The organism is Euhalothece natronophila Z-M001 (assembly GCF_007904085.1).
In the GTDB taxonomy this organism is placed as follows: domain Bacteria; phylum Cyanobacteriota; class Cyanobacteriia; order Cyanobacteriales; family Rubidibacteraceae; genus Halothece; species Halothece natronophila.
On record NZ_CP042326.1, the window covers coordinates 1,410,115 to 1,422,868 of the forward strand.

The window sequence follows — 12,754 nt, forward strand, 5'->3', positions numbered from 1 at the left end:
TAATTAGTGTTATCTTAGATGCGATCAGAACCCCCCAATAAAATTGTTAATGGAGTCGTTTTAACTTTACCCTTGAAACAACCTTTTTCTTATTGGCAACTGTTGCCCTATCTTCGTCCAGAATTTATTACCATTAGTCAAGCTCTTGTCTGTACCGTCGTTTTTGTTGGTCTTTGGCCAGTTCTAGCTTCATTAGCAGGATTAATTTCTACGGCGGTAGGAGAAGGGGATGTGGCTCGTAGTGCTCAATTGGCTGGGCTGATTGCCCTGACTTTCCTTGTTCAGAAGGTGGCACAATATGGGCAAGACTCAATCATGGCAAAGGCAGCGCTTAATATTGCCTATCAGGTGAGAACAAGTGTCTATCAACATTTGCAAACTCTGAGCATTGATTACTTTGAAGCTACTCGCACTGGCGACTTATCGTATCGTCTCACAGAAGATATTGATCGTGTAGGGGAAGTGGTGAACAAGTTTTTCCAGCAATTTGTTCCTAGTCTTTTACAGTTAATAGCGATTTTTATCTATGTGATTTATCTTAATTGGCAGTTAACCCTTGCTTTAATGGTAATTGCTCCTGTGATCGCTTTTATTGTCACTTGGTTTGGTGAAAAAGTGCAAACCCTCTCTCGACGGAGTCAAAATTATATTGCTGATCTTTCCTCAAGTTTAACGGAAGTGTTTAGTGGGATCCGTTTAATTAAAGCCTTTGCTGCCGAGGATTACACCTTTAATAAATTTTGTGCTGAAGCCGAACAAAATCGTAAAGCCAGATATGCTACCGAACGCTTAAAGGCAATTCAATTTCCGATTGTGGGATTTTTAGAAGCCTTAGCTGTTTTACTACTGTTTTTGTTAGGGGGATGGCAAATTGCTGCTGGTAATTTGAGTACCAGTGAGTTTATCAGTTATGGGGCGGCGGTTTTAATGCTTATTGATCCTATTTCGATTACCACCGCTAATTACAATGAGTTTAAGCAGGGGGAAGCGTCAGTGGGGAGAGTATTTGAGTTAATGAGGGTGCAGCCACGAGAAAAAGAACAAGATGGCGCGATCGCGCTTCCCAGTGTACAAGGAAAAATAAAATATGATCATGTTTGGTTCGCTTATTCTCAAACTAAGGAATGGGTATTAAAAGATCTTAATTTCACCGTTGATCCTGGAGAAATGATCGCCTTAGTTGGAAGTTCTGGAGCGGGAAAAACCAGTTTAGTAAATTTACTTCTTCGGTTTTACGATCCTCAACAGGGCAATATTTTCATTGATGGAATCAACATTCGAGAGGTCACACTCAATAGTTTACGTGGTCAAATTGCCCTTGTTCCTCAAGAAACGATCTTATTTTCTGGGACAATTGCAGACAATATTGCCTTTGGACAACCTAACAAGCCTTTAGAAACTATCCAAGAAGCAGCCAAAATTGCCAATGCTCATCAGTTTATTTCTCAATTATCTCAGGGGTATTATACTTATGTGGGAGAACGAGGGGTTAATCTTTCTGGCGGACAACGACAGCGAATCGCGATCGCGCGGGCTGTTTTACTTGACCCCACAATCCTTATTTTAGATGAAGCCACTTCTGCTCTTGATTCCGAATCAGAAGCACTGGTTCAAGAAGCCTTAGATCGATTACTCAAAGATCGCACTGTTTTTATTATTGCTCATCGTCTCGCAACAGTACGTGGAGCAGATCGCATTTTTGTCTTAGAAAATGGCAAAATTATTGAAACAGGAACTCATGGACAACTCCTTGCAGAGCGATCTCGTTATGCTCAATTTTATGCCCAGCAGTTCTATCAAGGTTAAAGGGTTTCTAAATACCCTAATAAATCTGACATATCTTGAGGATCTGGTTGAAACTTAGGCATAGGTGGAGTATCGCCACTAATGACTTGATTAATTAAATTTAATTCAGATTTCCGTTCTGAGATATTGTGAAGACTGGGACCCACATGTCCATCAGCTTTTGTCCCATGACAGCCAGCACAATTAATTTGAAAAATTGCTTTGCCTCTTTCAGGATCACTCGATACCGATAAAACCTCTTGAACATAGGGATCAGAAACTCGATAGAGGTACACGCCAACCACCACAACCCCAACTAGAAGCACAGCTCCAATGATTACAATTGCCAATTGCTTCACCGTTGCTATTGCTGGTTTAGCCGCCTGATCTGCCACGATCTTTTCTGTACTCTCCACGTTTAATTAAGTTTGTTAAACACTTCTAACTAAATGTTACCGTTAATTTGGTTTCTTGTGTTATGCATTATTTTGCCTCTATCTTAGGTAATTGAGAAAAATTGATATTGGGGCGTTCCCTACCCTATAATCTCAGGGGAAAAGATGTCAAAATGTAAAATATTGATTTAATATTCCTTAAGGAGCAACCCTTTATGATTGAACCACTATTACTCGGAATCGTACTTGGCTTAATTTTTGTTACGCTAGCTGGCTTATTCTTTGCTGCTTATCAGCAGTATCGACGCACAAACTAACTTCTAGTCGTGAGGGGGAATATGTCATGTCAGATAGGGAGAGTGGGAGAAAAGGTGAGTGTGATTATTGTTAGTTATGGATCGACAAACATTTGCAGGGGATGGCTCAACTAACCGTCTTCCTAATCCTTATCCTTGGACTGAAAAGTTAATTGTAATTACCCTGTTACTGGCAGGGTTATTATTATTTACGATTAACTTAGGCAATTTGCCGCTTCGAGATTGGAATGAAGGCACGATCGCGCAAGTGGCCCGAGAGATCATTAATGCACCTGAAAACAGCGATCGCTGGTTATTTCCAACTCTGTGGGGAGAACCTTATCTTGAGCAACTACCGTTAGTACACAATCTTATTGCTCTTTTCTATCGACTTTTTGGTATCAATGAAACAGCAGCTCGCTTGCCTATTGCGCTGTTAATGACGATCTCTGTCCCTTTATTTTATGGCGTGGGAAGAGAACTTTTCATCATTCGACAACCAGCTTTATTGTCCACATTAGTTTATTTAACCAGTTTACCATTAGTCCGTAATGGGCGTTTCGCCATGTTAGGAGGGGCTTTAATTGCCTTTCAGGTTTTATTATTATGGTCTTTGCTGCGATCGCGCCGTGATTTACGTTGGTGTTTAGGCATTGGATTAAGTTTAAGCCTTATTTCTCTCACTCAAGGAATCATAGCAGTCTTACTAGCAAGTATTGCGTTTGGCTTTCTAGCTTGGGATACCCCACGCTTATTAAGGAGTTTCTATTTTTGGGGAGGTATTTTCATTGGCTGTTTACCGGCAATTGCTTGCTATGGAATTCACTGGTTTCATTATCAAGATCAATTGCTAGACACAGAGATACTTTTTCAATCTTTCCAACCAATTTGGGAATCAGTAGGTGATAGTAATCGCCCTTGGTATCATTGGTTGCACTTACTTCAGTTCCTACCATGGCTAATTTTTACTATTGCGGGACTACGTTTCGCTTGGGAAGAACAACTCTGGGGTTGGGCGAAGTTAACTTTAGTAGGCAGTGGGTTTTATTTTGTTTTTGTCTTTGTAATGAGTGCAAGATTACCCTGGTATATTTTGCCCCTTTACCCTTTTTTAGCATTGATAACAGGCGCAATTCTAAATGAGGTGTTACGTTATCCCCAAGAATACAATTACCCTCGTCATTGGGGCTTTTTGTTACTACTGTTGGGCTTAGGTGCAATTGGAATCAGTATTTATTATGCCTTAGAAGAACAAACCAGCTATGAATTAATTTTAATTTTTTTAACTGTGGGATTGACCACAGGAATTAGTGGTTCTTTAATTCTAAAACGAGATTCCCAATTTATTAGTATGTTAGTCTGGGGAACTTATTTATCCTTACTATTTTTAGTCAGTTCTCCCCATTGGATCTGGGAATTAAATGAAGCCTATCCTGTGCAACCAGTGGCTATGTTAATCCGAGACTATGTTCCTGATCAAGCCCCAATTTATACCTCCTATCCTGAGGAACGACCTTCTTTGAATTTTTATGCACAAAGGGAAGTTATCCCAGCAAGTACAGAAGAATTAAAATTTTATGCAGAACAATCTAAAAATACTTATTTATTAGTTGATACCGAAACTTTAGAGGAACTAGATTTCATTGATCATGACTGGCAACATCATCAAGCGCCACCTAACTGGAATTTACTCACTCCTTCTACCTTAGAATAGCTTTTCTTCGGTCTGCATTCAAGGAAACTTCAATTAGGGGAATATACAGAAAGTTGCAGTAGAATAAGCATACTTAACAAACTGCGGAAAATTTGCCAAAATAGGTATTATGACTACTCTAACCACTTCTTCTACCAACTATACCTTTCCGCTTACCGCAGTTGTCGGACAAGAAGCCATCAAGCTGGCGTTACTCCTCGGTGCAGTTGATCCCAAACTGGGAGGAATTGCTATCTCTGGCAAACGCGGGACAGCAAAATCAGTGATGGCGCGGGCGATTCATTCTCTATTGCCACCCATTGAAATTGTTAAAGATTCCATTGCTAACTGTGATCCCCAAAATCCTGAGGAATGGGATGATGATACGTTTAAACTCTATGGTGATACGACGGAAATCCCGACAGAGGTGATTCGCGCTCCTTTTGTCCAAATTCCCCTCGGTGTGACAGAAGATCGCTTACTGGGCTCAGTGGATGTAGAAAAGTCAGTGCGAGAAGGAAAAACGGTCTTTCAACCTGGACTGTTAGCCCAAGCCCATCGCGGCGTTCTCTACATTGATGAAATTAATCTCCTCGATGACCAAATTGCGAATCAGTTACTATCCGTTTTAACCGAGGGACGCAATATTATTGAACGGGAGGGGATTAGTTTTCAGCACCCTTGCAAACCTCTTCTGATTGCGACATATAATCCAGAAGAAAAGCCTTTACGAGAACATTTATTAGATCGCATTGCCATTACCCTTTCTGCAGATGGCGTATTAGCCTTAGATCAAAGAGTGCAAGCAGTAGAACAGGCAATTGGCTTTGCTAGCTCTCAAAATGAATTTCTGCAGCAATATGAGGAGGATTTAGAGGGGTTACGCACTGATATTATTCTTGCTCGGGAATGGTTGAAAGAGGTGACCATTTCCCCAGAACAAATTAATTATCTGGTAGAAGAAGCGGTAAGAGGGGTGGTACAAGGACATCGCGCTGAATTGTTTGCGGTGAGAGTGGCAAAAGCTGCTGCAGCCTTAGATGGGCGTAATCAGGTAACAGGGGATGATTTACGCCGTGCTGTGGAGTTAGTAATTGTTCCTCGTTCCACAGTGGCGCAAACGCCGCCAGATGAACAAGAACCGCCACCCCCTCCCCCGGAAAATGAACCCGAAGATCAGGATCAAAATCAGGATCAAGAACAGCCTCAAGAGGATAATTCCCCTCAAGATCAGCCGGAACAACCTCCTGAAAGTCAAGAGGAGGAGTCTCCCCAAGATGATGAGGGAGAAGAGGATGAGGAACAAGAAGCGCCGCAAATTCCTGAGGAGTTTGTATTTGATTCAGAGGGGGTAATTATGGATCCCACGGTGCTGTATTTTTCGCAAATGGCGAAACAGCAGGGAACATCAGGAAGTCGCGGTTTAATTTTCTCGGATGAACGGGGGCGTTATGTGAAACCGATGCTTCCGAAAGGGAAAGTAAAACGGATTGCAGTGGATGCGACTTTAAGAGCAGCTGCCCCCTATCAAAAAGCCCGACGACTCCGTTATCCAGATCGGCGTGTCATTGTGGAACAAAGTGATATGCGCTCGAAACGTCTGGCACGGAAAGCTGGGGCTTTAGTAGTCTTTTTGGTGGATGCATCGGGATCAATGGCGCTTAATCGGATGCAGTCGGCGAAAGGGGCAGTATTAAAACTGTTGACAGAGGCGTATGAAAATCGCGATCAGGTGGCGTTAATTCCCTTCCGAGGAGAACAAGCGGAGGTGTTGTTACCGCCGACTCGTTCTATTTCTATGGCAAGAAATCGTTTAGAGAAGTTACCTTGCGGTGGGGGATCTCCTTTAGCCCACGGTTTAACGCAGGCGGTTCATGTGGGAATGAATGCTCAAATGTCTGGAGATGTGGGACAAGTGATTTTGGTGGCGATTACGGATGGACGGGGGAATATTCCCTTAGCGCGATCGCTGGGTGAACCTTTACCAGAAGAAAAGCCTAATATTAAGGAGGAGTTATTAGAAATTGCTGGCAAAATTCGCGCGATTGGAGTGAAATTATTAGTGATTGATACTGAGAATAAGTTTGTTTCTACGGGGTTTGCTAAAGAGTTAGCAAAAGCTGCCGGAGGGAATTATTATCATCTTCCGAAAGCCACAGATAGCGCGATCGCGGGAATGGCAAAACAAGCGATTGGGGATATGAAATAGTTAAGCGTCCTCAATTACTCTGTAGGTACTACTAACTTTTTAAGCCAATAACTAATGACATTAGCAATTGAATCAGATGTACCTTAACAATTACACCACGGGTGATTATACCGTTGGTGCTTCATTAATCAAACAAATTCTCTGGTACTTTGTTGGCTGCCCGTTAGTGAAAAGTTATTGGCTTCCTTTATCAGGATTAAAAGTATTTTTATTACGTTTATTCGGGGCTAAAATTGGGGAAGGAGTGAGGATTAAGCCTGGCGTTTTAGTTAAGTTTCCTTGGCGATTATCAGTAGGAAATTATGCTTGGTTAGGCGAAAATCTTTGGATTGATAATTTAGCGCAAGTGACAATTGAAAGTCATGTTTGTTTATCTCAAGGGGTTTATTTATGTACAGGAAATCATAGTTGGAGCGATCCTAATTTTAAGTTAATTACTGAACCAATTATTATTGAAACTGGAAGTTGGATTGCAGCCCAGGCTATCATTGGGCCAGGGGTTACTATTAAAAAAGGAGCAATTTTAGGCTTAGGTTCTGTAACAGGAAAATCTTTAGAGGCGATGACAATTTATGTGGGAAACCCAGCCCAAGCCACGAAAAAGCGTATTATTAATAACTAATGTTAATATCGGGTTAGTGTCCTCAAGAGGGTAACCATGGAGTTAGATTCACTTCCCACTGAGATTATTCTCACCGATACCCGCCAGTCTTTAGGAAAAATTTACCTTGACTCAAAACCACAGCCTGGACAACATATTGAGATTCATGGGGAGACCTATCGCATTCTGGAACGTCACCACCATTATCAATACCGAGTTGGTGGCTATAAATTAGACAAGATGTCGGTTTATGTGCAACCAGCCCAACCCCCAGAGGAAGCCACTTATTTAGAAGGAAAATGGGTAATTGGCGATATTACTTGTCAGTATAACGCGCGATCAGAACTTTTACGCTGTGCAGTAAATCCCAATGGCCCCTGTCAAGGATGTCCATTTTACGAACCTATTAAGGATTAATGTTATTCTTCCTTCTCTGCTAATTCTAACCAGCGATTCGTTGCGGTTTCAATAGACTCTTCTAAACTAGCCACTTGTTCCGATAACTTTTGCAATTCACTATATTTTTCCGCAGGAATGGTGTACATAGTTTGTTCTAATTCTTCTTTTTCTGCTTCCATTTGAGGAATTTTTGTTTCTAGTTCTTCTAACTCTTTTCTTTCCCAATTGGAGAGACGGCGAGATTTTTGTAAAGGTTGTTTTTTTGCTTTTCTATTGGTTTTAGATTTCGTTTTTTCTGTTTTAGTGACAGATTTTTCTGAGTTTTTTTCTGCCTCTTCAGCTTGCTTATAATCTAAATAGGTGGAATAATTACCAGGGTAAAGTTTAATATTTCCTCCCTCAGTAAAGGCGAAAATTTGATTAACTGTTCGATCTAGAAAATAGCGATCATGAGAAACAGTAATCACGCAGCCGTTAAATTCTTCGAGATAGTCTTCTAACACACTTAAGGTTTGGACATCTAAATCATTGGTGGGTTCGTCTAAAATTAAAACATTGGGCGCACTCATTAAGACTTTCAGCAGAAATAAGCGTCTTCTTTCACCGCCAGAGAGTTTATGTAAGGGAATATATTGTTGGTTCGGTGGAAATAAAAATCGTTCCAACATTTGCGAGGCGGTGATTAATGTTCCATCTGCGGTTTTGACATATTCTGCAATGTCTTTAAGGTATTCAATGACACGCTGATTTTCATTTTTCGCTTGAAGAAGGTTCTCAGAATGCTGATCAAAGTAACCGATATGAATGGTTCCGCCGATATCAACTTTTCCTGTATCAGGTTCAACACGACCCGTTACAATATCCATTAAAGTAGATTTTCCAGCCCCATTTTTGCCAATAATCCCAATGCGATCATTAGGACTAAATTCATAGGTGAAATCTTTAATTAAGGTTTGATTTTTATAAGATTTACTGATATTCTCTACTTCAATAACTTTCTTCCCAATACGACGAGTCGGGGTAGAAATATCAACTTTTCCTTTTTCTTCTTTAAATTCTGTATTTTTTAGTTCGTCAATGGCTTTAATACGGGCTTTTTGTTTTGTACTTCTTGCTTTTGGCCCCTGTTTTAACCATGCTAGTTCTCGTCTTAACACAGTTTTATATTTTTGTCGGTGACTAGCTTCAGCCGCTTCAATTTCTCCTTTTTTCTCTAAGTAATAAGAATAATTGCCATCATAGTTATACAAATCAGCGCGATCAATTTCTAAAATGCGATTGGTAACGCGATCTAAAAAGTAACGATCATGAGTGATTAATAATAAGGCACCGCGAAAGTTATTTAAATAGTTTTGTAGCCATTCCACAGAGTCAGCGTCTAAATGGTTAGTGGGTTCGTCCATTAATAAAACATCAGGATCAGAGAGTAAAGCAGCGGTTAACGCGACTCGTTTCCGTTCTCCTCCTGATAAGTTTTTAACGGGGGTATGAAAATCATGTAATCCTAATTTATCTAATATAATCTGGGCTTGGGTTTCTAACTCCCATGTTCCCATGGCATCCATTTGTTGAGTGACTGTAGAAAAGCGAGATAGTAGTTGATTATTATTGGGATCACTGGCTAGTTTTTCAGAGAGATTTTCGTATTCTTTAATCAGTTTAATTTGTTCGCCACTACTGGCTAAAACTTGTTCTAAAACGGTGTTATTTTCATCAACTTCTGGTTGTTGGGGAAGATAAACTGATCGCGCATTTTGATTTTTGATCAATTCTCCACTATCAATCGGTTCTAGTCCTGCTAACATTTTAAGAAGCGTGGATTTCCCAGAACCATTAGTACCAATTAACCCGACTTTATCCGTTTCATCAATGCTAAACGTTGCATCCCGTAAAATTTCTTTAATTCCAAAGTCTTTTTGAACAGATTTGAGGGTAAAAATTGACATTTTTGTTATTTATTATTCCTTACTTGTTATTGCTTATTCCCTGATCCGTAAATATCATAGTTACCCTAAAATAGCCCAATAAGGTTATCAATATGATTTTTCAATCATTATTTTAGCTAGAATAGAGAGAAGCCGTTAATAATTTGTTACAAACATCATCATGACCCAATCACTTACTCAGGAAATCAGCTTAACGAGAGAATATTGGCAGTGGCAAGGATATAAAACTGTTTATACAGTACAAGGGGAAGGACAGCCATTATTATTAATTCATGGTTTTGGGGCTTCTGTGGGGCATTGGCGGAAAAATATCCCCATGCTTGCTGATGCTGGCTACAAAGTCTTTGCTATTGACTTATTGGGCTTTGGGGGCTCAGATAAGCCTGCTTTAGACTATAGCGTTGAGTTGTGGCAACAGCAACTCTATGATTTCTGGGAAGCGAAAATTAATGAACCCACAGTGTTTGTCGGAAACTCGATTGGTGGGTTATTAACCTTGATGATGCTTACCCAATATCCTGAAATTAGTACAGGTGGGGTTTTAATTAATTGTGCTGGGGGATTAAATCATCGTCCTGAGGAGTTACAATTTCCCTTAAATGTCATTATGGGAACCTTTACCCAATTAGTGGCAACCCCTGGCCTTGGCAAATTTGTCTTTAATCAAGTCAGACGGAAATCTCGCATTCGGAATACCTTAAAACAAGTTTATCGCGATCGCGCTGCCATTACCGATGAACTGGTAGATTTATTATATCAACCCTCTTGTGACCCAGGGGCGCACAAAGTTTTTGCCTCAGTATTAACTGCCCCAGCTGGCCCCAAACCGAAGGATTTATTACCGCAAGTGCAATGTCCTTTACTGGTATTATGGGGAGAAGATGACCCTTGGACTCCTATTAGTGGCGCAAAAATTTATCAAGATCGAAGTGAGAGTGACTCGCAAGTAGAATTTTATCCTATCCCCCAAGCGGGACACTGCGCCCATGATGAGAAGCCTGAAGCAGTGAATGAGTTAATAATCAACTGGTTACTAGATCGCCAGTAAAATATCAATAGCACATAATCCAAATCGGAACTATATCACTTTCCGTCGCTAATCCCCCGAAAACGATTCAGGGGAAAAGCGAGGGAAATTAATGGACAAATTTGGGCATGATATCAGCAGCGGTCAAAAGTCCCGACCAACCCCGTTGCTGAAATTCTAGTCCAGCTTTGAGATAGCCAAAAGCGGTTCCGCAGACATTGGCAGCCATGCTAGTTTCATCACCAAGGGTAAAAGTATGAGTAGAGATTTTGCCTTCAAAAGTGCGTCCTGTTACTTGAACATTGGTACTAAGGGGTTTTTTTGCATTACGAGTATCCACAACCCCACCAACCGAAACGCGATCGCGCGGACAAATTCCTGCCAACTCTAACATCAGATCATCGGCGTGTTCCATATTTTCTAGCTTCAAAATGCCATCAGTTTGATCTAACAACTTGGCTACCTCTTCATCCGTCATGGCTTTCGCTTGTTCCACCGTATAACCAGGCATATGGGCAATATCTTCACGAATCGTTGCCCGATACGCTTCCCAATTGGCAATCCCGACACCGAAAGTGACATTGACGGCGTGAATTTCTGCATAGCTTTGGGCAGCCACAGTAGCAGCGGCGGTTAAAAGTCCAGGAGTTGCGCCACAACCAGTGAGGTAAGTAATGCCAGCAGCTTGTAACTCCTCTCTCATATCGAGTAAAATTTCCATAGCACTGGTGCGCTTGAGGGCATCCACTAAAACCCCTTGCCAACCCGCATCAATAAACTCTCTCACCACCGAACCCATAAACGTATTCGGTAAGTTGGGAAGGGCAAGAAAATAACCATCAACAGGATACTGACGCATTAAATCCCGAATACTGGTACTAGAAAGCGTGCCAATATTCTCTAAACTACCCACTGATCCTTGTTGGCGATAACTGTCTTGACAAGCCTTAACTTCTAATCCTGTCTCATCATAAGCAAATCCTTTTTGATCTGCCACCGCCACCCATTCCATTTCCTGTTTCGAGGTTAAAATGTGAGCAGCTGCTTGTCCTAAACCACCAAAGCCTAAAATACCAATTTTCATTGTTGCCATAGTTTCCTAACTATTAATTTCATGATTCGTTACCAAGGAGGCTTGACGCTTTAAAAAACTTAAGCCAAACTTACATATATTGGGGCAAATTATCATTAAAGCATTAACAATTGCTAAAAATCAATGCAAACCATTGAAATTAACCCCTTGTCATGAGTTCTTATCATTTTTTAACAATCGCTTATGAGCATGGAAACTTTAGAATTTGTCATTCACCCTGATGGGCGAGTACAAGAGAAAGTAACAGGCATTATCGGAAACTCTTGTACTGAGGTCACAGCCAAGATTGAATCTCAACTGGGACAAGTCGTTTCACAGGAAACAACCTCGGAATATTTCGCCCAAAATACTCTCGACTCTACCACAACGACGACGCAATCTCACGTCACTTCTTGGTAAATTTTTCTATAGAAAGGTTTGTTTTGTTAAATTTAAGTAAACTGGTCTGGAGATAAACGTAGCAATGTCACATTTTAGCCAAATCAAAACCCAAATTCGCAATCTCTCTTCCTTACAAGAGGCCCTCAATGATTTAGGAATCGACTGGAAACAGGGGCCAGCAACTGTTCGCGGCTATCAGGGGCAAACTCATAGCGCAGAAGTTGTCATTCCTCAAGAAAATCAATATGATGTTGGCTTCCGTTGGAATGGCAACGAATACGAACTAGTTGCTGACTTACAGTATTGGCAACAGCCGTTAACCGTTAATGGTTTCCTCAACCAAGTTAGCCAACGCTATGCTTACCACACGGTTAAAAATACAACCTCTGCCGAGGGGTTTCAAGTGGCTGAAGAACAAAAAAATGAAGATGGTTCCATTCGCCTTGTTGTTCAACGCTGGAGTGCGTAATGTCTGATTCACAAAATCCCCAACGGTCTGGCTTAGAGCCAGAATTGGGTGGTATTTTACGCCATAACCCGAACCGCTCAGGGTTTGAACCAGAATTGGGCGGACAATTTCGGGAAAAAGGAGTCTATGTGGATGAGTTAACCTGTATTGGGTGTAAACATTGCGCTCATACCGCACAGAATACCTTTTATATTGAACCTGAGTATGGACGAGCGCGGGCAATTCGTCAAGATGGTGATCCTGAAGAGGTGATCCAAGAGGCGATTGATACCTGTCCTGTAAATTGCATCCATTGGGTTGACTATACCGAGTTGAAAAAACTCGAAGCAGAACGTCAATTCCAGGTTATTCCAGTTGCTGGCTTTCCTGTCAGTAAGGGCGTAATTGCTGCCCAACAAAGACGCTTACAACAAAAAAAGAAACAGTCCTAGTTGATTAATTATTGTTGTTTTCTGATGGT

At 41.1% G+C, this 12,754-nt stretch carries 13 protein-coding genes; 10 read left to right on the forward strand and 3 right to left on the reverse strand.

The annotated features are described in order from the left end of the window. The first annotated feature begins 72 nt into the window (after nt 1–72). Nucleotides 73–1,806 (forward strand): ABC transporter ATP-binding protein, encoded by a 1,734-nt coding sequence (locus FRE64_RS06775; protein WP_146297301.1) that lies wholly within the window; start codon nt 73–75, stop codon nt 1,804–1,806. Here the strand turns inward: FRE64_RS06775 and FRE64_RS06780 are convergent. Further along, nucleotides 1,803–2,180 carry a c-type cytochrome gene (locus tag FRE64_RS06780; RefSeq protein WP_146295259.1) on the reverse strand — a complete coding sequence of 126 codons (378 nt, stop codon included), beginning with the start codon at nt 2,178–2,180 and terminating at the stop codon, nt 1,803–1,805. The genes FRE64_RS06775 and FRE64_RS06780 overlap by 4 nt on opposite strands. Before the next feature lie 215 nt (nt 2,181–2,395). On the opposite strand from FRE64_RS06780, the gene petG reads away from it, so the two are divergent. The 5 genes from petG to FRE64_RS06805 all read left to right on the forward strand — a co-directional run bounded on the left by petG (nt 2,396) and on the right by FRE64_RS06805 (nt 7,396). Next, a complete protein-coding gene (petG, locus tag FRE64_RS06785; protein WP_146295260.1) occupies nt 2,396–2,497 on the forward strand; it encodes a cytochrome b6-f complex subunit V in 102 nt (33 codons plus the stop codon). A 76-nt stretch (nt 2,498–2,573) separates the two neighbouring features. Further along, entirely contained in the window at nt 2,574–4,190 is a 1,617-nt protein-coding gene (locus FRE64_RS06790; RefSeq protein WP_146295261.1) for an ArnT family glycosyltransferase, read from the forward strand. Between the two features lie 109 nt (nt 4,191–4,299). Beyond that, nucleotides 4,300–6,378 carry a magnesium chelatase subunit D family protein gene (locus FRE64_RS06795; RefSeq protein ID WP_146295262.1) on the forward strand — a complete coding sequence of 693 codons (2,079 nt, stop codon included), beginning with the start codon at nt 4,300–4,302 and terminating at the stop codon, nt 6,376–6,378. Nucleotides 6,379–6,454: 76 nt separating this feature from the next. Beyond that, nucleotides 6,455–7,000 carry a putative colanic acid biosynthesis acetyltransferase gene (locus FRE64_RS06800; protein ID WP_146295263.1) on the forward strand — a complete coding sequence of 182 codons (546 nt, stop codon included), beginning with the start codon at nt 6,455–6,457 and terminating at the stop codon, nt 6,998–7,000. Between the two features lie 36 nt (nt 7,001–7,036). Then, entirely contained in the window at nt 7,037–7,396 is a 360-nt protein-coding gene (locus FRE64_RS06805) for a DUF6464 family protein (protein ID WP_146295264.1), read from the forward strand. A gap of 2 nt (nt 7,397–7,398) precedes the next feature. Here the strand turns inward: FRE64_RS06805 and FRE64_RS06810 are convergent, their stop codons facing one another. Beyond that, on the reverse strand, nt 7,399–9,324 hold the full coding sequence (locus FRE64_RS06810; protein WP_146295265.1) for an ABC-F family ATP-binding cassette domain-containing protein: 1,926 nt from the start codon (nt 9,322–9,324) through the stop codon (nt 7,399–7,401). 160 nt (nt 9,325–9,484) lie between these two features. On the opposite strand from FRE64_RS06810, the gene FRE64_RS06815 reads away from it, so the two are divergent. Then, nucleotides 9,485–10,372, forward strand: a complete 888-nt coding sequence (locus FRE64_RS06815; protein ID WP_146295266.1) for an alpha/beta fold hydrolase — start codon at nt 9,485–9,487, stop codon at nt 10,370–10,372. An 88-nt stretch (nt 10,373–10,460) separates the two neighbouring features. Here FRE64_RS06815 and bioU read toward each other — a convergent pair whose 3' ends face one another. Then, nucleotides 10,461–11,444 carry a (S)-8-amino-7-oxononanoate synthase BioU gene (gene bioU, locus FRE64_RS06820; RefSeq protein ID WP_146295267.1) on the reverse strand — a complete coding sequence of 328 codons (984 nt, stop codon included), beginning with the start codon at nt 11,442–11,444 and terminating at the stop codon, nt 10,461–10,463. A 183-nt stretch (nt 11,445–11,627) separates the two neighbouring features. Here bioU and FRE64_RS06825 point away from each other — a divergent pair, with 183 nt between their 5' ends. The 3 genes from FRE64_RS06825 to FRE64_RS06835 all read left to right on the forward strand — a co-directional run bounded on the left by FRE64_RS06825 (nt 11,628) and on the right by FRE64_RS06835 (nt 12,725). Beyond that, nucleotides 11,628–11,843, forward strand: coding sequence for a DUF2997 domain-containing protein (locus FRE64_RS06825; RefSeq protein WP_146295268.1), 216 nt, complete (start codon nt 11,628–11,630; stop codon nt 11,841–11,843). Nucleotides 11,844–11,907: 64 nt separating this feature from the next. After that, a complete protein-coding gene (locus tag FRE64_RS06830) occupies nt 11,908–12,294 on the forward strand; it encodes a DUF1257 domain-containing protein (RefSeq protein ID WP_146295269.1) in 387 nt (128 codons plus the stop codon). Beyond that, nucleotides 12,294–12,725 (forward strand): ferredoxin, encoded by a 432-nt coding sequence (locus FRE64_RS06835; RefSeq protein WP_146295270.1) that lies wholly within the window; start codon nt 12,294–12,296, stop codon nt 12,723–12,725. Before FRE64_RS06830 ends, FRE64_RS06835 begins: the two co-directional genes overlap by 1 nt. Nucleotides 12,726–12,754 lie beyond the last annotated feature (29 nt).